Source organism: Pseudonocardia autotrophica, assembly GCF_003945385.1.
In the GTDB taxonomy this organism is placed as follows: Bacteria; Actinomycetota; Actinomycetes; order Mycobacteriales; family Pseudonocardiaceae; genus Pseudonocardia; species Pseudonocardia autotrophica.
Genome location: NZ_AP018920.1, coordinates 1447790 through 1466962 on the forward strand (window position 1 = coordinate 1447790; position 19173 = coordinate 1466962).

At 72.3% G+C, this 19173-nt stretch carries 16 protein-coding genes; 12 read left to right on the top strand and 4 right to left on the bottom strand.

The window, feature by feature from the left end:
• Positions 1-166 precede the first annotated feature (166 nt).
• The 10 genes from Pdca_RS07040 (at position 167) to Pdca_RS07085 (ending at position 12275) form a co-directional block, all read left to right on the top strand.
• Positions 167-514 (top strand): bifunctional 3-phenylpropionate/cinnamic acid dioxygenase ferredoxin subunit, encoded by a 348-nt coding sequence (locus tag Pdca_RS07040; protein WP_085914037.1) that lies wholly within the window; start codon positions 167-169, stop codon positions 512-514.
• Positions 514-1683, top strand: coding sequence for an NAD(P)/FAD-dependent oxidoreductase (locus Pdca_RS07045; RefSeq protein WP_085914038.1), 1170 nt, complete (start codon positions 514-516; stop codon positions 1681-1683). The genes Pdca_RS07040 and Pdca_RS07045 overlap by 1 nt, the downstream gene beginning before the upstream one ends.
• A gap of 231 nt (positions 1684-1914) precedes the next feature.
• Positions 1915-3219, top strand: coding sequence for a serine hydroxymethyltransferase (locus Pdca_RS07050; protein ID WP_085914039.1), 1305 nt, complete (start codon positions 1915-1917; stop codon positions 3217-3219).
• Between the two features lie 5 nt (positions 3220-3224).
• Positions 3225-4505 carry a sarcosine oxidase subunit beta family protein gene (locus Pdca_RS07055; RefSeq protein WP_085914040.1) on the top strand — a complete coding sequence of 427 codons (1281 nt, stop codon included), beginning with the start codon at positions 3225-3227 and terminating at the stop codon, positions 4503-4505.
• Between the two features lie 49 nt (positions 4506-4554).
• The gene (locus Pdca_RS07060; protein WP_085914041.1) at positions 4555-4845 is read left to right on the top strand and encodes a sarcosine oxidase subunit delta; all 291 of its coding nucleotides are present in this window, start codon (positions 4555-4557) and stop codon (positions 4843-4845) included.
• Positions 4842-7604, top strand: a complete 2763-nt coding sequence (locus Pdca_RS07065; protein WP_085914042.1) for a 2Fe-2S iron-sulfur cluster-binding protein — start codon at positions 4842-4844, stop codon at positions 7602-7604. The genes Pdca_RS07060 and Pdca_RS07065 overlap by 4 nt, the downstream gene beginning before the upstream one ends.
• Entirely contained in the window at positions 7594-8202 is a 609-nt protein-coding gene (locus Pdca_RS07070) for a sarcosine oxidase subunit gamma (RefSeq protein ID WP_232021447.1), read from the top strand. The genes Pdca_RS07065 and Pdca_RS07070 overlap by 11 nt, the downstream gene beginning before the upstream one ends.
• Positions 8203-8263: 61 nt before the next feature.
• Positions 8264-10750, top strand: a complete 2487-nt coding sequence (locus Pdca_RS07075; protein WP_085914043.1) for a GcvT family protein — start codon at positions 8264-8266, stop codon at positions 10748-10750.
• A 35-nt stretch (positions 10751-10785) separates the two neighbouring features.
• On the top strand, positions 10786-11406 hold the full coding sequence (locus Pdca_RS07080; protein ID WP_085914044.1) for a cyclodeaminase/cyclohydrolase family protein: 621 nt from the start codon (positions 10786-10788) through the stop codon (positions 11404-11406).
• On the top strand, positions 11403-12275 hold the full coding sequence (locus Pdca_RS07085; RefSeq protein WP_085914045.1) for a bifunctional 5,10-methylenetetrahydrofolate dehydrogenase/5,10-methenyltetrahydrofolate cyclohydrolase: 873 nt from the start codon (positions 11403-11405) through the stop codon (positions 12273-12275). The genes Pdca_RS07080 and Pdca_RS07085 overlap by 4 nt, the downstream gene beginning before the upstream one ends.
• A 15-nt stretch (positions 12276-12290) precedes the next feature.
• Here Pdca_RS07085 and Pdca_RS07090 read toward each other — a convergent pair whose 3' ends face one another.
• Positions 12291-12956 carry a GntR family transcriptional regulator gene (locus Pdca_RS07090; protein ID WP_085914046.1) on the bottom strand — a complete coding sequence of 222 codons (666 nt, stop codon included), beginning with the start codon at positions 12954-12956 and terminating at the stop codon, positions 12291-12293.
• Positions 12957-13051: 95 nt separating this feature from the next.
• On the opposite strand from Pdca_RS07090, the gene purU reads away from it, so the two are divergent.
• The gene (gene purU, locus Pdca_RS07095) at positions 13052-13900 is read left to right on the top strand and encodes a formyltetrahydrofolate deformylase (RefSeq protein WP_085914047.1); all 849 of its coding nucleotides are present in this window, start codon (positions 13052-13054) and stop codon (positions 13898-13900) included.
• Between the two features lie 63 nt (positions 13901-13963).
• On the opposite strand, the gene Pdca_RS07100 is transcribed toward purU, so the two are convergent.
• The gene (locus tag Pdca_RS07100; RefSeq protein ID WP_125911290.1) at positions 13964-15109 is read right to left on the bottom strand and encodes an aromatic ring-hydroxylating oxygenase subunit alpha; all 1146 of its coding nucleotides are present in this window, start codon (positions 15107-15109) and stop codon (positions 13964-13966) included.
• A 223-nt stretch (positions 15110-15332) separates the two neighbouring features.
• Between Pdca_RS07100 and Pdca_RS07105 the strand changes: the two genes are divergently transcribed.
• Positions 15333-17114: a BCCT family transporter gene (locus Pdca_RS07105; protein ID WP_125911291.1), complete on the top strand. Its 1782-nt coding sequence runs from the start codon at positions 15333-15335 to the stop codon at positions 17112-17114.
• A gap of 148 nt (positions 17115-17262) precedes the next feature.
• Here the strand turns inward: Pdca_RS07105 and Pdca_RS07110 are convergent, their stop codons facing one another.
• Positions 17263-17835, bottom strand: coding sequence for an isochorismatase family protein (locus Pdca_RS07110; RefSeq protein ID WP_085915474.1), 573 nt, complete (start codon positions 17833-17835; stop codon positions 17263-17265).
• Positions 17835-19136: a nicotinate phosphoribosyltransferase gene (locus Pdca_RS07115; protein ID WP_085915473.1), complete on the bottom strand. Its 1302-nt coding sequence runs from the start codon at positions 19134-19136 to the stop codon at positions 17835-17837. The genes Pdca_RS07110 and Pdca_RS07115 overlap by 1 nt, the downstream gene beginning before the upstream one ends.
• Positions 19137-19173 lie beyond the last annotated feature (37 nt).

Consider the following 19173-nt stretch of genomic DNA (forward strand, 5'->3'; position numbering starts at 1 on the left):
TGAACGGTCCGGTGACGGGGTTGCGCCGAGCGTGTGACGAGGGTGTTTCGCCTGTTCGGCGCCCGGGTGGGCGCCGAAATTCGTCGTTGACGGCCACCCCTCGCGGCCTCATTCTACGGTTGCGCATGACATGGCGAGTTACGCGATACGCAACACAGGAGGAACCATGATCTTCGTGGGCGAGCTGTCCGACATCCCGGTCGGAGAGTCCGTTCGTGTCCAGGGGACAGTGGCGATCGCCGTGTTCAACGTCGAGGGCGAGCTCTATGCCATCGACGACACGTGTACCCATCAGGACGCCTCCCTGTCCGACGGCTGGCTCGAGGGCTGCGCGGTCGAGTGCCCGCTGCACGCGGCCTGCTTCGATCTCCGCACCGGACGGCCGAGCGGTCCGCCCGCCAAGACACCCGTCCGGACCCATGCCGTGGTGGTCGAGGCCGGGCAGGTCTTCGTCCACGAGTCGGTGACCGTCGACGCGCAGGCGGCCGACCTGGCGGCCCGGGTCGCGCTCTGATGCGAGACGTCACCGTGGTCGGCGCCTCGCTGGCCGGGCTCGCCACCGTGCGGGCCCTGCGGGAGCAGGGCTTCGACGGCCGGATCGTCGTGGTGGGCGATGAGAAGCACGCCCCGTACGACCGGCCGCCGCTGTCCAAGGACTTCCTCGCCGGTACCGCGTCCGACACCGACGTGGTGCTGGCCGGGCCGGACGACGGTGAGCAGGCCGCGCAATGGCGGCTCGGCCGCACCGCGGTCGCGCTCGACGGCCCGGGCCGGGTCGTCACGCTCGACGACGGCGAGCGACTCTCCTCCGACGCCGTCGTCCTCGCCACGGGTGCCCGGGCCCGCACCCTCCCGGGCGAACAGCCGCAGGGCGTGCACACGCTGCGCACCCTCGACGACGCCAGGGCGCTGCGCGCCGATCTCGTCCCGGGGCGCCGGCTGGTGGTGGTCGGGGCCGGCTTCGTCGGCGCCGAGGTCGCCTCCACCGCGGCCGGTCTCGGGCTCGAGGTCGACATCGTCGAGGCGGCGCCGGTCCCGCTGCAACGGGCGCTCGGACCCGAGATGGGCGTCGCCTGTGGGCGGCTGCACGCCGCGCACGGCGTCCGGCTGCATCCGGGCACCGGTGTCGCCGGGATCGTCGGATCGCCGCGGGTGACCGGTGTCCGGACCGACGACGGCCGGGAGTTCCCGGCCGACGTCGTGGTCGTCGGCATCGGTGCGCTGCCGAACGTGGAGTGGCTGGCCGGCTCCGGACTGGAACTGGACGACGGGGTGGTCACCGACGCCTGCGGGCGGACCGCGCTGCCCGGGATCGTCGCCGTCGGCGACTGTGCCGCGTCGCTGCGGGACTACACCGGGAACCGGCTGCGGCTGGAGCACTGGACGAATGCGTTGCAGCAGCCGGCGGTCGCGGCGGCGGCGCTGCTCGGGACGGCGCACGCGCTGCCGGCCCATCATGCGGTGCCCTACTTCTGGTCCGATCAGTACGGGCACCGGATCCAGTTCGCCGGGCACCGCGCAGCCGACGGTGCCCTCCGGGTGGAGGAGGGTGATCCGGAGGATCCGGCCGCCGGTCTGCTCGTGCTGTTCCTGGATCCGGGCGGCGAGCCGGTCGGTGTGCTCGGGATCGACCGGGCCCGCCCGTTCGGCCGGTGGCGGCGCGAGCTGGCGAAGCGCCTGTAGCGCGTGGCGCCGCGCGCGCCGGTGCCGGACACGATCCGGTGCGGCGTGCGTGGCGGGCGGCCGCGGCGCGGCGCGGGACCCGTTGCGGGGCCCGCGCCGTTGCGTTGTCCGGGTCCGCTCGGCGACCGCTCGCAGTCGCCTCCGATGGGCCCTTGACCATGCGGAATGCGACGTGCCAGTCTGACCACAGTTGATATATCAATCCGCTCGGTAAGATATCTGGAGGTGTCCATGACTCTGTTCGCCGTGGACCGGAGCGGGGCCGGGACGGACGCGCCCGCCGGCCCGCTGGACCGGTCGCTGGCCGAGGTCGATCCGGACGTGCATGCCGCGGTCACCGCCGAACTCGGCCGCCAGCGCCGGACCCTGGAGATGATCGCCAGCGAGAACTTCGCGCCGCGCGCGGTGCTGGAGGCCCAGGGCTCGGTGCTGACCAACAAGTACGCCGAGGGCTACCCGGGCCGGCGCTACTACGGTGGCTGCGAGCACGTCGACGTGATCGAGCAGCTGGCGATCGACCGGCTCACCGCCCTGTTCGGAGCGGAGTTCGCCAACGTCCAGCCGCACTCCGGGGCGCAGGCCAACGCCGCGGCGATGGCCGCCCTGCTGGAGCCGGGCGACACCATCCTGGGCCTGGATCTCGCCCACGGGGGGCACCTGACGCACGGCATGCGGCTGAACTTCTCCGGCCGGCTCTACGACGTCGCGGCCTATCACGTCCGCGCCGACGACCACCGGATCGACATGGCGGAGGTCGAGCGGCTGGCCCGTGAGCGCCGCCCCAAGATGATCATCGCGGGCTGGTCGGCCTACCCGCGGCACCTCGACTTCGCGCAGTTCCGGCGGATCGCCGACGAGGTCGGCGCCTACCTGATGGTCGACATGGCGCACTTCGCCGGGCTGGTCGCGGCCGGTCTGCACCCGTCACCGGTGCCCTACGCCGACGTCGTCACCAGCACCACGCACAAGACCCTCGGCGGCCCGCGCGGCGGTGTGATCATGGCCAGGGCCGGGTTGGCCAAGAAGCTCAACTCCACGGTGTTCCCCGGCCAGCAGGGCGGGCCGCTGGAGCACGTCATCGCGGCGAAGGCGGTGGCGTTCAAGCTCGCCGCCGAGCCCGCGTTCGCCGAGCGGGGCCGGCGCACGCTGGAGGGCGCACAGCTGATCGCGTCCCGGCTGCTCGGCGAGCCCGGTGTCGGCGTCGTCTCCGGGGGCACCGACGTGCACCTGGTCCTGGTCGACCTGCGCGACTCCGAGCTCGACGGCAAGCAGGCCGAGGACCGGCTGCACCGGGTCGGGATCACGGTCAACCGCAACGCCGTCCCGTTCGACCCGCGCCCGCCGATGGTCAGCTCCGGGGTCCGGATCGGTACCCCGGCGCTGGCGGCCCGCGGGTTCGGCGCCGAGGCGTTCGCCGAGGTCGCCGACGTCATCGCCCGCGCGCTGCGCCCGGCCGCGGCGCAGACCGAGCTCGACGAGCTCGCCGCCCGGGTCACCGCCCTCGCCGACCGTCACCCCCTCTACCCGGAGCTCTGAGGCACGTGAGCAGCACGACCGCGACCGCCGCCGATCCGCCCGGCGCGGATCTGCCCGAGCACCCCGACTTCCTCTGGCACAACCCGGAGCCGAAGCGCTCCTACGACGTGGTGATCATCGGTGGCGGCGGGCACGGGCTCGCCACCGCGCACTACCTCGTCCGCAACCACGGGATCACGAACGTGGCGGTGCTGGAGAAGGGCTGGCTGGCCGGCGGGAACATGGCCCGCAACACCACCCTGATCCGGTCCAACTACCTGTGGGACGCCTCGGCCGCGATCTACGAGCACGCGCTGAAGCTCTGGGAGGGGCTGGAGGACGACCTCGGCTACCCGATCCTGTTCTCCCAGCGTGGCGTGCTGAACCTCGCGCACACCGAGCAGGACGTCCGGGATTCGGTGCGCCGGGTCGAGGCGAACAAGCTCAACGGGATCGACGCCGAGTACCTCGGCCCGGACGACGTCGCGAAGATCTGCCCGATCCTGAACGTCTCCGACGACATCCGCTATCCGGTGCTCGGCGCCACCTACCAGCCCCGCGCCGGCATCGCCAAGCACGACTACGTCGCCTGGGGATTCGCCCGCCGCGCCGACGCCGGCGGGGTCGATCTGATCCAGGACTGCGAGGTGCTGGACTTCGTCACCGAGGGGTCCGTCGAGGACGGCGCTGCGGAGGGTACAGCGCGGGTCACCGGGATCCGGACCACCCGTGGCGACATCGCCTGCGGTCAGGTCGCGCTCTGCGCGGCCGGGCACACCTCGACCCTGCTCGACCGGCTCGGCGTGCGCACGCCGCTGCAGTCGCATCCGCTGCAGGCGCTGGTGTCCGAGCTGCTGGAGCCGGTGCACCCGACGATCGTGATGTCCAACGCGGTGCACGTGTACGTCTCCCAGGCGCACAAGGGCGAGCTCGTGATGGGCGCCGGGGTCGACTCCTACAACGGCTACGGCCAGCGCGGCGCCTTCCACATCATCGAGCGGCAGATGGCCGCCGCGGTCGAGCTGTTCCCGATCTTCGCCAGGGCGCACCTGCTGCGCAGCTGGGCCGGGATCGTCGACGTCACCCCGGACGCGTCGCCGATCGTCGGGCGCACGCCGTACGCGAACGTGCTGGTCAACTCCGGTTGGGGGACCGGCGGGTTCAAGGTCACCCCCGGGCTGGGCTGGTGTCTCGCGCACACGATCGCGACCGGTGAGCTGCACCCGCTGATCGAGCCCTTCGCCCTCGACCGGTTCGTCACCGGCGCGCTCGTCGACGAGCACGGCGCCGCCGGCGTCGCGCACTAGGCCCGGAGCAGCAGTACCGATCCCCGCCACCCGCTACCAGGAGCGCACCGTGCAACTCATCACCTGTCCGTGGTGCGGGCCCCGCGAGGAGCTCGAATTCCACTACGGCGGCCAGGCCGACGTCCGGTATCCGGACAACCCGCAGGAGCTGACCGACGAGCAGTGGGGCCACTTCGTGTTCTTCCGGGACAACCCGAAGGGCCCGTTCGCCGAGCGCTGGGTGCACAGCGCCGGCTGCCGCCGCTGGTTCATCGCGATCCGCGACACCCGCACCCACCAGTTCCTCTCCGTGCACCGGATCGGTGAGGACCAGCCGCAGATCCCGGAGGCCACCCGATGAGCCGGGTCCAGGGGTACGGGCGGGTCGACCGCACCCGGACCGTCAGCTTCACCTTCGACGGCACCGGCTACACCGGTCACCCGGGGGACACCCTCGCGTCGGCGCTGCTGGCCAACGGTGTCCGGACGGTCGGCAGCAGCATCCGGCTCGGCCGCCCGCGCGGGATCGGCGGGGCCTGGACCGAGGACCCGACCGGCCTCGTGCAGATCGAGGAGCCGTTCCCGGAGCCGATGCTGCAGGCCTCGACGGTCGAGCTGCATGACGGCCTGGTCGCCACCGGCGTGCACGGCCGGGGCCGGCTGGCCGCCGTCGCCGACACCGCGCGGTACGACCACCGGTACGCGCACTGCGACACCCTGGTGATCGGCGCCGGCCCGGCCGGGCTGCTCGCCGCCCGCACCGCGGCGCGGCGCGGCGACCGGGTCGTGCTGGTCGACGACCGGCCCGAGGCGGGCGGCAGCCTGATCCCGACCGAGCGGATCGACGGCCGCGCCGCGTTGCGCTTCGTCGCCGGCGTGGTCGCCGAGCTGGCCGAGCACCCGGAGGTGACGCACCTGCAGCGCACCACCGCCTTCGGTCACTACGACGACGGTTTCGTGCTCGCCCTGCAGCGGCGCCCCGGCAACCCGGCGGGCCGGTCCCGGCAGCGGGTGCACCGGATCCGGGCCGGCCGGGTCGTCGTCGCGGCCGGCGCGATCGAGCGCCCGGTGGTGTTCGCCGACAACGACCGGCCGGGCATCATGCCCGCCGCCGCGGCCCGCGACCACCTGCACCGCTACGGCGTCCTGGCCGGCCGTGAGGTCGTCGTGTTCACCACCGACGACGCCGCCTACGACGCGGCCGCCGATCTGGCCGTCGCCGGTGCCGCGGTCACCCTGCTCGACGCCCGCGACACCGTCCCCGCCGAGCGGGCCGCGGCCTGCCGGGAGGCCGGGGTGACGGTCCGGCCGGCGACCCTGGTGGTGGGCACCGACGCGGCCGCCGACGGCACCGTGTCCGCCGCACACACCGACACCGCCGGGACCGTTCCGTGCGATCTGCTGCTGGTCTCCGGCGGCTGGACGCCGGCCGCGCACCTGTTCAGCCACGTCCGCGGTGAGCTGCGCTACGACCCCGCGCTGGGGGCGTTCCGGCCGGCGGCCGCGCTCGCCGGCACCGAGGTCGTCGGCGCCGCGAACGGCACGCTCGACCTGGCCGGATGCCTGGCCGAGGGGGCGGGCGGCGACGCGCCGAACGTCCCCCCGGAGCCGGCCCGCACGCCCACCGCGGTGCGGTGGCGCACGCCGGGGGAGTCGTCCCGGCAGTTCGTCGACATCGCCAGGGACGCGACCGTTGCCGACATCGAGCGGGCCGTCGGCGCCGGGATGCGGTCGGTCGAGCACGTGAAGCGCTACACCACCATCGGCACCGCGCACGACCAGGGCCGGACCTCCGGGATGATCGCCGCGGGGATCACCGCCGAGCTGCTCGGCCGCGCGGCCGGGGAGCTGGGCACCACGACGTTCCGGCCGCCCTTCGTCCCGGTCGCCTTCGCCGCGCTGGCCGGGAGGGAGCGCGGCGCGCTGTTCGATCCGGTCCGCACCACCGCGGTGCACCCGTGGCACGTCGCCCGCGGTGCGGTCTTCGAGGACGTCGGTCAGTGGAAGCGCGCGCGCCACTACCCGCACCCCGGCGAGGACATGGACACCGCGGTGCTGCGCGAGTGCGCGGCGGTGCGCCGCGACGTCGGCATCATGGACGGCTCCACCCTCGGCAAGATCGACGTGCAGGGGCCGGACGCCGGGGAGTTCCTGGACCGCGTCTACACGAACCTGATGAGCACGCTGAAGGTCGGCCGGGTGCGCTACGGCGTCATGTGCGGCAACGACGGCATGGTCGTCGACGACGGCACCGTGCTGCGGATCGACGAGCAGCGCTACCTGCTCACCACCACCACCGGGGGTGCCGCGGCGGTGCTGGAGACCCTGGAGGACTGGCTGCAGACCGAGTGGCCGCAGCTGCGGGTGCACCTCGCCTCGGTCACCGAGCACTGGTCGGTGTTCCCGGTCGTCGGCCCGCGCTCGCGGGAGCTGATCGGGGAGGTCTTCGCCGATCTCGACGTCTCCTCCGACGCGTTCGGGTTCATGACCTGGCAGGACACCACGCTCGACGGTGTGCCGGTCCGGCTCGCCCGGATCTCGTTCTCCGGGGAGCTCGCCTACGAGGTCAACGTCGACTCCCGTTACGGCCTCGCCGTGTGGGAGCGGCTGATCGCCGCCGGCGCGAGCCGCGGGCTCGCCCCGTACGGCACCGAGACGATGCACGTGCTGCGCGCCGAGAAGGGCTACCCGATCATCGGCCAGGACACCGACGGCACCGTGTCCCCGCACGATCTCGGGATGAGCTGGGTGGTGTCGAAGAAGAAGCAGGACTTCATCGGGAAGCGGTCCTTCACCCGGGCCGAGAACCTCGATCCGCTGCGCAAGCAGCTGGTCGGCCTGCTCCCGACCGACGCGTCCACCCGGCTGCCGGAGGGCTCGCAGATCGTCGAGTTCGCCGCGGACGGCGCCCTGCCGCCGCCCCCGGTCCCGATGCTCGGGCACGTCACCTCCAGCTACCACAGCGCCGAGCTGGCCCGGCCGTTCGCGCTGGCACTGGTGCAGGGCGGCCGGGACCGGATCGGCGACGTCGTGGGCGTCCCGTACCGGGGCGCGCTGGTCCCCGTCGAGATCACCGGATCCGTGCTCGTCGACCCGGAAGGAACCCGTCGTGACGGCTGAGACCCTGGCCCGCACCCACCCGCTCGCCGGACGGGCGCCGGAGTTCGACGCGCTCGCCCGGGACACCGGCGGCGACCTGACGATCGGGATCGAGGAGACCGGGACGGCCACCACCGTGCGGCTGGACCCGGCATCGCGTGCCGCGGCCGTCGCGTCCGCGCTGCTCGGCGCGCCGCTCCCGACCCGGCCGAACACCTGGACGACCACCGGTGACGGCGAGATCGTCTGGCTCGGCCCGGACGAGTGGCTCGTCACCAGCAGGCACGACCGCGCCGCCGCGACCGAGCAGGTGCTGCGCTCCGGGCTCGCCGAGTACGGCGGATCGGCCGTGGACGTGTCCGGGCAGCGGATCGTGCTGCGGCTGCGCGGGCCGCTGGTCCGCGAGCTGCTCGCCCTCGTCTGCGCACTCGACCTGCATCCGGCCGAGTTCCCGGCCGGCCGCTGCGCGCAGACCGTCGTCGCGCAGACCGGTGTGGTGCTGGTGGCACTCGGCGACGCCGACGACTACCTGCTGCACGTCCGCCCGTCGTTCGCCGGTCATCTCGCCGACCGGCTGCTCGACGCGGCCACCGAGTTCCGGGCCGCCGCCGCACGGTGACCCCCCACCCCACCGGCGGATCGCCCCGCCCGCGCCCGCCGGTGGAGAACAGGAGACCCCCATGAGCACGACCTCCCGCGTCGTCGTCATCGGAGCCGGGATCGTCGGGACCAACCTGGCCGACGAGCTCACCGCACGCGGCTGGACCGACGTCACCGTCCTCGATCAGGGCCCGCTGCCGCTGACCGGCGGCTCCACCTCGCACGCGCCCGGACTGGTCTTCCAGACCACCGGCTCGAAGACCATGACCGCCTTCGCCACCTACACCGTCGAGAAGCTCAAGGAGCTGGGCACACCGGCCACCGCTGCCGGGGACTGGTGCTTCAACCAGGTCGGCGGCCTGGAGGTCGCCACCACCCCGCAACGGCTCGCCGACCTGCACCGCAAGCAGGGGTGGGCGATCTCCCGGGGCGTCCCGGCCACCGTCGTCGGCCCGGACGAGTGCGCCCGGCTGCATCCGCTGCTCGACGCCGGCCGGATCCTCGGCGGGCTGCACACCCCGACCGACGGACTGGCGAAGGCGGCCCGCGCCGTCGTCGTACTGGCCCGCCGGGCACAGGAGCGCGGCGCGGTGTTCCGCGGTTCCACCCGGGTCACCGGGATCGCGCAGGCCGGCGGCCGGGTCACCGGCGTGCAGACCGACACCGGGGAGACGATCCCGGCCGACATCGTGGTGTGCTGCGCCGGGTTCTGGGGCCGCGAGCTCGGCAAGCTCGTCGGCATGCGGGTGCCGTTGCTGCCGCTGGCGCACCAGTACGCCCGCACCGGGCAGGTGGAGGCGCTGGCCGGGCGCAACGACGAGCTGGTCGAGGCCCGGCTGCCGATCCTGCGCCACCAGGACGCCGACCTCTACTACCGGGAGCACGACGACTGCATCGGCATCGGCTCCTACGCCCACCGGCCGATGCCGGTCTCGCTCGCCGAGCTCCCGGAGATCGGCGGCGGGGTCACCGAGTCCGCGCAGCCGTCGATGCTGCCGTTCACCGAGGAGGACTTCGCACAGCAGTGGGAGCAGAGCCGCGAGCTGCTCCCGGCGCTGCGGTCGGCGAAGGTGGAGACCGGGTTCAACGGGGTCTTCTCGTTCACCCCGGACGGCGGCCCGCTGATCGGTGAGTCCGCCGACGTCGCCGGGTTCTGGATCGCCGAGGCGGTGTGGGTGACCCACTCGTCCGGCGTCGCCAGGGCGGTCGCCCAGCTGCTCACCGACGGCCGCAGCGAGCTCGACCTGCACGGCTGCGACGTGCACCGGTTCGACGAGATCGAGACCACCGACGCCTACGTCGACGAGACCGCGCAGCAGAACTTCGTCGAGATCTACGACGTGCTGCACCCGCTGCAGCCCAAGCTGTCCCCGCGCGACGTGCGGGTCAGCCCGTTCCACGCCCGGCAGCGCGAGCTGGGCGCGGTCTTCCTGCAGGCGCACGCCTGGGAGCGCCCGCACTGGTACGAGGCGAACGCCGGCCTGGTCAAGGAGCTCCCGCAGGACTGGCGGCCGCCGTCGCGCGACGCCTGGTCGGCGATGTTCCACTCGCCGGTCGTCGCGGTCGAGGCGTGGAAGACGCGCACCGCGGTCGCGATGTACGACATGACCCCGCTCAAGCGGCTCGAGGTCAGCGGCCCGGGGGCGTGCGCGTTCCTGGACGGCCTGGTCACCGGGAAGATGGACAAGTCGGTGGGCTCGGTGACCTACACCCTGATGCTGGACGAGGCCGGCGGTGTGCGCAGCGATCTCACCGTCGCCCGGCTGGCACAGGACTCGTTCCAGGTCGGTGCGAACTCGAACCTCGACCTGGACCACCTGCGCCGGGCGCTGCCCGCCGACGGCGGTGTCCGGGTCCGGGACATCACCGGTGGCACCTGCTGCATCGGGGTGTGGGGGCCGCTGGCCCGGGATCTGGTGCAGCCGCTGTCCGGCGACGACTTCTCGCACGAGGGCCTGAAGTTCTTCCGGGCGATGCCCGCACACATCGCCGGGATCCCGGTCACCGCGATGCGGCTGTCCTATGTCGGTGAGCTCGGCTGGGAGATCTACACCGGCGCCGAGTACGGGCAGAAGCTGTGGGACGTGCTCTACGCGGCCGGGCGTCCGCTCGGCGTGGTGGCCGCGGGCCGGGCCGCGTTCAACAGCCTAAGGCTGGAGAAGGGGTACCGGTCCTGGGGTGCGGACATGAGCACCGAGCACGACCCGTACGAGGCGGGACTGGGGTTCGCCGTCCGGCCGGGGACCAAGGGCGACTTCGTCGGACGGGCCGCGGTGCAGGCACTCGATCCCGAGGCGATCACCCGCAGGCTGACCTGCCTGACCGTCGACGACCGGCGCAGCGTCGTGCTCGGCCACGAGGTCGTGCACGTCGACGGCGAGCCCGCCGGGTATGTCACCTCGGCCGCCTACGCGCACACCCTCGGCACCCCGGTCGCCTACGCCTGGCTGCCGGCCTGGCTGCCGGTCGGGGCGCGCGTCGAGATCCAGTACTTCGACCGCCTGATCCCGGCCTCGGTCGCCGCCGAGCCGCTGTTCGATCCGGAGATGAGCCGGATCCGGCGCTGAACCAGCCCATCATCTCGCCGTACGAAAGGACGTTCATGCGTTCGGACACCGTGGACCGGTTCCTCTGGGACCTCGCCGCCCGCGTACCCGCACCGGGTGGCGGCGCGACAGCGGGCCTGCACCTGGCCCAGGCGGCCGCCCTGCTCGGCATGGTGGCGCGCTACAGCGACGGCGACCGCTACACCGAGCACGCCGAGACGATCTGCTCGGTGCGCAACCGCGCCGACGAGCTCCGCGTCGTCGCGATCGGCCTGGCCGAGGACGACACCCGCGCCTTCGCCGCGGTCGGCGCCGCCTACGCGCTTCCCCGGGAGGGCACACAGGCGAAGGCGGAGCGGTCGGCGGCGATCGCGCACGCGCTGGTGGAGGCCGGCCGGGTGCCGGCCCGGGTGGTCCGGGCGGCGGCGGAGGTCGTCGAGCTCGCGGGCCGGCTGGGGCCGGTCGGCAATCCGAACGTGCTCACCGACGTGGGCGCGGCCGCCGAGGCGGCCAGGGCCGCGGCGGGCACCGCCCGGCTCAACGTCGAGGTCAATCTCGCCGGGATCACCGATCCGCTGGCCCGGCTGGAGCTGGCCGAGGCGCTGGAGGGGGTCGACGACCTCCTCGCGCGGGCCGACGAGATCACCGCGGACGTCCGGGGACGGATCGGCCGATGAGCACCGCAGACACCGCAGATACCGGGTCCGCGGTCGTCCTCGACGGCACCGGGCTCGCCCGGTCGATCCGCGAGCGGGTCGCCGCCGGGGCGGCGGAGCTGATCGGGGTGGGTGTCGCACCCCGGCTGGCCGTGGTCGTGGCCACCGACGACGAGGGCGCCGGCTGGTACGTCCGGTCGTTGTCCGGCGCCGCCCGGCGGGTCGGCATCGCCTGCGACGTCGTCGAGCTCGGCGCGGACGCCGATCCCGAGACGATCCGGCACACCCTGCTCCGGCTCAGCGGCGACGACACGGTGCACGGGATCATCCTGCAGACCCCGTTGCCCGACGGCGTGCGGGTGGAGGACCTCGCCGCCGACATCGCCGCGGAGAAGGACGTCGACGGGGCCAATCCGCTCTCGGCCGGGCGGCTCGCCGCGGGCCTGCCCGCCTACCCGCCGGCGACCGCCGCCGCGGTACTGGACCTGCTCGACCACCACGGCATCGCGCTGGCCGGTCGCAGTGCGGTCGTCGTCGGGCGGTCGCTGGTGGTCGGGAAACCGACCGCGCAGCTGCTGCTGCAGCGCGACGCGACGGTCTCGATCTGCCACCGGCACACCAAGGACCTCGCGCAGCACACCCGTGAGGCCGACGTGCTCGTGGTGGCGGTGGGCCGGATCGGGCTGGTGCGCGCCGAGCACGTCGCACCCGGCGCGATCGTCGTCGACGTCGGGACCAACACGGCACCCGACGGCAGCCTGGCCGGGGACGTCGACGGCGGCGTCGCGGCCGTGGCGGGCGGCCTCACCCCGGTGCCGGGCGGGGTCGGCCCGGTGACCACGGCGCTGCTGCTCGAACACACCGTGCGCTCGGCGCGGTCGCACGGCTGAGCGGTGCGACCGCGCTCAGACGACCGCGCGGATCGCCTTCTCGAAGCCGATCACGTGGTCCCGGGCCCGCTGCTCCGCCTCGTCGGCCCGCCGGTCGCCGATGGCACGCAGCAGCCCCGAGTGCTCGCCGACGTGCTGGTCGAAGTGCGACATCCGGTCCAGGAACAGGCAGAAGATCCTGGTCGCCAGGTTGTCGTAGCGGATCAGGGTGTCCTCGAGGTGCGGGTTCGCGGCGGCGGTGTAGATCGCGCGGTGCACGTGCAGATCCCAGCGCATCAGCGCGTCCCGGTCGAGCGTGCGGACGTCGATCTCGTCGATCGTGTCGGCCAGCGCGACGAGCTCGCTCAGTGCCGCGGTGCCGGAGGACTCGGCGGCCCGGCGGGCGGCGAGCGGCTCGAGCTGGACCCGGATCTCGGAGATGTAGGCGAGATCGGTGATGTCGACGGCGGTCGCGAACGTCCCGCGGCGCGGGTAGGAGATCACCAGCCGGTCGATCTCGAGCCGCTTGAGCGCCTCCCGGACGGGCGTGCGGCCGACCTCGAGGGACCGGGCGAGTGCGACGTCGTCGATCGCGGTCATCGGCGGGATGTCGAGCATGATCAGCCGGTCCCGGATCGCGGTGTAGGCCTTGTCGGCCAGGGAGGCGTACTCCGGCTCACTGGTATCGGGCAGAGCGGTCACTACCGCATGGTAACCCGGCACACCGACGTAACAGTGGAGCGTCAACCCGCCGGGTTGTCGCGGTGATTGATATATCAGTAGTCGAGGAGACTCCCGTGAGCCGTTCTTTCGTCCTGATCCTGAGCTGCCCCAACCGCACCGGCATCGTGCGCGCGGTCAGCGCCTTCCTCTTCGAGCACGGCTGTGACATCGGGGAGTACCAGCAGTTCGACGACCCGGTCCGGGGCAGGCTGTACCTGCGCACCCGGGTCGTCGCGCCGGACGGCGCCGACCTCGGGACGCTGTCGCGCGAGTTCGAGGCGGTCGCCACCGAGTTCGGCATGGACTTCGGCTTCTCCGACGGATCCCCGGCCCGGATCCTGGTGATGGTGTCCCGGCTCGGCCACTGCCTCAACGACCTGATCTTCCGCTGGCGGGCCGGGAGTCTGGGTGCCGACATCGTCGGGGTGGTCTCCAACCACACCGATCTGCGCCCGATGGCCGACGCCGCCGGCCTGCCGTTCGTGCACATCCCGGTCACCCCGGAGACGAAGCCCGACGCCGAGGCGCAGCTGTTGCGCACGGTCGACGAGCTCGACGCCGAGCTCGTCGTGCTCGCCCGCTACATGCAGGTGCTCTCGGACGAGACCTGCAAGGCACTGCACGGCCGGGCGATCAACATCCACCACTCGTTCCTGCCCGGCTTCAAGGGGGCCCGGCCCTACCACCAGGCGTACGACCGTGGGGTCAAGCTGGTCGGGGCGACCGCGCACTACGTCACCCCGGACCTGGACGAGGGGCCGATCATCGAGCAGGAGGTGATCCGGATCGACCACACCTACGTGCCGTCGTCGCTGCAGACGGTCGGCCGGGACGCCGAGGCGCTGGCGCTGTCGCGTGCGGTGCGCTGGCACTGCGAGCGCCGGGTGCTGCTGTCCGGCGGGAGCACCGTCGTCTTCCGCTGAACGGGGTCGAGCGTTGCAGGACGGTGAAGGGGAAGGCCGTCCTGCAACGCTCGACGGTTCGGGTCAGCCGATGTGGCCGCGGACCCAGTCGTGGAACTCGCCGATGTGGTGCTCGCTGGGGACCAGGACGCCGCCCTTCTGATACGACCAGGAGTCCATGCCGAGTTGGCAGCGTTCGCAGGCGTCGAAGTCCTGTTGGTTGACGCGGTGGAACAGTTCGACGGAGTGGTCGATGTCGGTGCCGGAGTCGATGACCTGGGGTAGGTAGAGCCAGTCGCAGTGGACGAGGGTGCGGTCGGGTGCGAGGGGGAACATCCGGTGGAACACGACGTGGTCGGGGACGAGGTTGATGAAGACCTGGGGTCGGACGGTGATGGCGTAGTAGCGGCGGTCCTGGTCGTGGGTGACGCCGGGGATGCGGGGCAGGCCTGCTGAGCCGTCGATGGTGAATCCTTCGACGTCGTTGCCGAAGGCGGCGCCGTGGCCGACGAAGTACTGGGCGGCGAGGCCGTCGGCGAACTCGGGGAGTACTTCGGTGAGTTCGGGGTGGATCGTGGCGCAGTGGTAGCACTCCATGAAGTTCTCGACGATCTGTTTCCAGTTCGCGGCGACGTCGTAGGTGATGCGGCGGCCGAGGCGGAGGTTGGCGATGTCGTAGCCGACGATGGCGTCGGGTGATCCGAGTCGGGTGGTGACGTCGGCGATGACGGTGTCGTCGAACGAGGGTGGGGTTTCGGCGAGGCAGAGCCAGATGTAGCCGAGCCATTCGCGGGTGTGTACCCGGTGCAGGCTGTAGTCGGTTTTGTCGATGTCGGGCATCGCGTTGAGGTTGGGGGCGGCGATGAGTGAGCCGTCGAGGTCGTAGGTCCAGGCGTGGTAGGGGCATTGGAAGGAGCGTCGGACCTCGCCCTTGTCCTGGGTGCAGAGTCGGGCGCCGCGGTGTCGGCAGATGTTGAGGTGGGCGGCGATCCGGCCGTCGCGGCGGCGGGTGATGATGACGCTTTCCCGTCCGATCTGGACGGTTTCGTACTGGCCGGGTCGTTCGAGGTCGGTGGCGAGTACGGCGCAGAACCAGCCGGTGTGGAAGATCCGGTCCTGCTCGGCGCGGAAGATCTGCGGATCGGTGTAGTAATGGCCGGCCAGGGTCTCGCGCAGGCTCTCCGGCAGACCCTGGTCCTCGGCAGGGGTGGAGAGCTCACCGGTTGTCATAGCACTGCTCCTCGGGAAGGCGATGGGGGTGCTGCCCCGCGCGGTCGTCGTCCGCTGCCGGGGACCTGGTCACGGAAGGCTTCCGGTGGCTTCGAAGGGGCACCGTGTGTTCGGCCAGCCTTGACCGAACTGGTGACCCACAATACGGTCCCTAGATATATTAGTCGAGTATCTGATGGCGGCCGGTGTTCCGCGTGCCGCCCCGATCAGAGGTGGACCACTCATGACGCAGGTGGAACCGTGTACGGATTCCGGCTCTGCCGGATCCGATGAGGGTCGGTCGCGCACCGACTGGACGATCTTCGGGGTGGGCGCGGCACTCGCGCTGCTGTTCGTGGTCTGGGGGATGGCCGCCCCCGACAGCCTCGCTGCGACCGCCGAGACGATGCTCGAGGGCCTGATGCGCGGCGGCGGATGGGGGTTCGTCCTCGCCGCGACAGCGTTCGTGGCGTTCGCACTGTTCCTGGCGTTCAGCCGGTTCGGCCGGATCAAACTCGGCACCGACGACGAACAACCCGAGTTCCGCACCGTGTCCTGGATCGCGATGATGTTCTCCGCCGGGATGGGCATCGGACTGATGTTCTTCGGCGTCACCGAACCCCTGTCGTTCTTCACCACCTCGACCCCACCCGGCGCCGCCGAACCCGGCACCACCGAAGCCATGCAGGTCGCCATGGCCACATCGCTGTTCCACTGGACCCTGCACCCCTGGGCCATCTACGCCGTGGTCGGACTGGCCATCGCCTACTCGACCTTCCGCAAGGGCCGCCGCCAACTGATCAGCCAGGCCTTCATCCCCCTGATCGGACACCGCGCCGCCGAAGGCCCCATCGGCAAGGCCATCGACATCCTCGCGATCTTCGCGACCCTGTTCGGATCCGCCGCCTCACTGGGCCTGGGCGCCTACCAGATCGGCGGCGGCATGCAGACCGTCGGCTGGTCCGACGGCCCCGTCGGCCCCGGCACCCTGGCCGCGATCATCGTCGTACTCACCGCCGCCTTCGTGCTCTCCGCGGTCTCCGGCGTCGCCCGCGGCATCCAATGGCTGTCCAACACCAACATGGTCCTGGCCGGCGTACTGGCCCTGTTCGTGTTCGTCGCCGGCCCCACCGTGATCATCCTCGACCTCATCCCCACCTCGATCGGCGCCTACTTCGCCCAGTTCTTCGACATGGTCGGCCGCACCGAAGCCGTCGGCGGCGAACCCATGCTCGACTGGCTCTCCGACTGGACGATCTTCTACTGGGCCTGGTGGATCTCCTGGACCCCGTTCGTCGGCATGTTCCTCGCCCGCATCTCCCGCGGCCGCACCATCCGCGAATTCGTCGGCGGCGTCATCCTCGCCCCCTCACTGGTCTCCCTGGTCTGGTTCTGCATCTTCGGCGGCACCGCCATCACCCAGTCCCAGCAAGGCACCCAGTTCTCCGACGACTCCAACGTCCAGCTCTTCCAGATGCTCGACGCCTACCCCCTGGCCACCGCCAGCGGCATCCTGGTCATGATCCTGGTCGGCATCTTCTTCGTCTCCGGCGCCGACGCCGCCTCCATCGTGATGGGAACCCTGTCCCAACGCGGCACCATCGAACCCAGCCGCTGGATCGTCATCTTCTGGGGCGCGGTCATGGGCGCCGTCGCCGTACTCATGCTGCTCACCGGCGGCGAGAACGCACTCGACGGCATCCAGAACCTCACCATCCTGGTCGCCGCCCCCTTCGTCATCATCATGGTCCTGCTCTGCTTGGCACTGTTCCGCGATCTACGCCGCGATCCGCTGGTGCTGCGCAGCATCAAGGGGGCTGCGGTGATCGAACAGGCCGTGGACTGGGCGACCGACCGGCACGGCGACGACTTCTTCGTCAAGGTCGGCGCCTTCCCGAAGGACGGCTCCGACGACGAGCAGCCGGAGACGACGGAGGGAGCCGGGGCCGGCGGTGCGGATGCCGGTTCGATTCCCGGTGCGGACGGGGACGGCGTTCCGGACCGTTCCACCGCCTTCCGGGGCTGACCGGATCCCGGGTGCCCCGCGGGGGCGCCCGGGGATCGGGACGCCGGGGATCGGGGCGCGGGGGACTGGATGCCGGTGACTGGGGCGCCGGGGGTCGGGATGCCGGGGACTGGGATCAGGCCGGCTCGGGATCGGGCCCGGCCCGGGATCAGGCCGGCTCGGGCCCCACCAGCGTCACACCGCTCGCGCGCAGCTGCGCGAGGGCCTGCTCCACCGTCGCCGGGGACACCCCCGCGCAGTGGCCGAGCAGCACCCTGGTCGTGAGGCCGAGCCGGGCCGCGTCCAGCGCGGTCGCCCGGACGCAGTGGTCGGTGGCCAGCCCCACGACGTCCACCTCGGTGACGCCGCGCTCGTCCAGCCAGCCGGCCAGCGGCACCCCCGACTCGTTGTCGCTCGCTCCCTCGAACCCGGAGTAGGCGCTGGTGTAGGCGCCCTTGTCGAAGACGCACTCGATCGGTGCCACGTCCAGCAGCGGATGGAACGAGGCGCCCGGTGTCCCGGCCCGGCAGTGCGGTGGCCACGAGTCGACGAAGTCCGGGGTGTCGCTGAAGTGCGGGCCCGGATCGACGTGCACGTCACGCGTCGCGACGACGTGCGAATAGTCGCCGTCGCGGGCCAGCGGGCCGATCCGGGCGGCGACCGCGGCGCCGCCGTCGACGGCCAGCGCGCCGCCCTCGCAGAAGTCGTTCTGGACGTCGACGACGATCAGGGCGCGTGCCATCAGGACTCCGTCACGAAGGTGGTCGGGATCGCGGGCTCCCCGCGGGACAGCTTCAGGCCCTCCCACGGTACGGCGACCAGCGCCGCCCGCAGCCGCTCGCGCGAGTCCTCCAGGGGTGCCGCGGCGTCCGGGGTGAGCTCGCCCCCGCGGACCAGTGGCACCGGGAGCTCCCGGTCGTGCGGCCCGGTGGCGGGCGGGCCGCCGTGCGGGAACACGATCTCCTCGACCGCGGTCCCGGTGGGCTTGTAGCGGCGCAGCGCGGACTTCCGCCCGCCCCGGGACTCCTTGGACGTCGACCGCTTGCTGACCGGCCGCCCGTCCACCTCGACGAGCTTGTAGACCATGCCGGCGGTCGGCGCCCCGGATCCGGTGACCAGCGACGTCCCCACCCCGTAGGAGTCCACCGGCTCGGCCCGCAGCGAGGCGATCGCGTACTCGTCGAGATCACCGGAGAGTACGATCCGGGTGCCGGTCGCGCCCAGCGCGTCGAGCTGCTCGCGGGCCTGGTGGGCCATCTCGCCCAGGTCACCGGAGTCGATCCGGACCGCACCGAGCCCGGTCCCGGCCACCTCGACGGCGTTCGCGATGCCGGTGCGGATGTCGTAGGTGTCGACGAGCAGGGTGGTGCCGGTGCCCAGCGCGGCGACCTGGCTGCGGAACGCGGCCCGCTCGTCGTCGTGCAGCAGTACCCAGGCGTGCGCGGCGGTGCCCGCGGTCGGGATGCCGTAGCGGCGGCCGGCGGCCAGGTTCGACGTGGTGGCGAAGCCGGCCAGGTAGGCGGCCCGCGCCGCGGCGACGGCCGCCTCCTCGTGGGTACGCCGGGAGCCCATCTCGATCAGCGGCCGCCCGGCCGACGCGGTCACCATCCGGGCGGCGGCCGAGGCGATCGCGCAGTCGTGGTTGTAGATCGACAGGGCCAGGGTCTCCAGGATCACCGCGTCGGCGAAGGTGCCGGTGACGGTCAGCACGGGGGAGCCGGGGAAGTACAGCTCGCCCTCCGGGTAGCCGTCGACGTCGCCGGTGAACCGGTAGTCGCGCAACCAGTCCAGCGTCGCCGGGTCCACCACCTGGGCCAACGCCGCCAGCTCGGCCTCGCCGAACCGGAAGCGTTCCAGTGCCGCCAGCAGCCGGCCGGTCCCGGCGACGACGCCGTAGCGGCGGCCGTCGGGGAGCCTGCGGGCGAACAGCTCGAACACGCACGCCCGGTCGGCGGTGCCGTCGGCGAGCGCGGCGGCCACCATCGTGAGCTCGTATCGGTCGGTCAGGAGAGCGGTGCTGCCCTCCGGGACGGGGCCGGTCATGGGTGGGAGCCTATGCCCGTTGTGTCACCATGGGGCG

Excerpts from the sequence above, each read along its gene's own strand:
- Pdca_RS07040 (WP_085914037.1), top strand. The coding sequence starts at position 167 with ATGATCTTCGTGGGCGAGCTGTCCGACATCCCGGTCGGAGAGTCCGTT.
- Pdca_RS07045 (WP_085914038.1), top strand. The coding sequence starts at position 514 with ATGCGAGACGTCACCGTGGTCGGCGCCTCGCTGGCCGGGCTCGCCACC.
- Pdca_RS07050 (WP_085914039.1), top strand. The coding sequence starts at position 1,915 with ATGACTCTGTTCGCCGTGGACCGGAGCGGGGCCGGGACGGACGCGCCC.
- Pdca_RS07065 (WP_085914042.1), top strand. The coding sequence starts at position 4,842 with ATGAGCCGGGTCCAGGGGTACGGGCGGGTCGACCGCACCCGGACCGTC.
- Pdca_RS07075 (WP_085914043.1), top strand. The coding sequence starts at position 8,264 with ATGAGCACGACCTCCCGCGTCGTCGTCATCGGAGCCGGGATCGTCGGG.
- Pdca_RS07080 (WP_085914044.1), top strand. The coding sequence starts at position 10,786 with ATGCGTTCGGACACCGTGGACCGGTTCCTCTGGGACCTCGCCGCCCGC.
- Pdca_RS07085 (WP_085914045.1), top strand. The coding sequence starts at position 11,403 with ATGAGCACCGCAGACACCGCAGATACCGGGTCCGCGGTCGTCCTCGAC.
- Pdca_RS07100 (WP_125911290.1), bottom strand. The coding sequence starts at position 15,109 with ATGACAACCGGTGAGCTCTCCACCCCTGCCGAGGACCAGGGTCTGCCG.
- Pdca_RS07105 (WP_125911291.1), top strand. The coding sequence starts at position 15,333 with ATGACGCAGGTGGAACCGTGTACGGATTCCGGCTCTGCCGGATCCGAT.
- Pdca_RS07110 (WP_085915474.1), bottom strand. The coding sequence starts at position 17,835 with ATGGCACGCGCCCTGATCGTCGTCGACGTCCAGAACGACTTCTGCGAG.
- Pdca_RS07115 (WP_085915473.1), bottom strand. The coding sequence starts at position 19,136 with ATGACCGGCCCCGTCCCGGAGGGCAGCACCGCTCTCCTGACCGACCGA.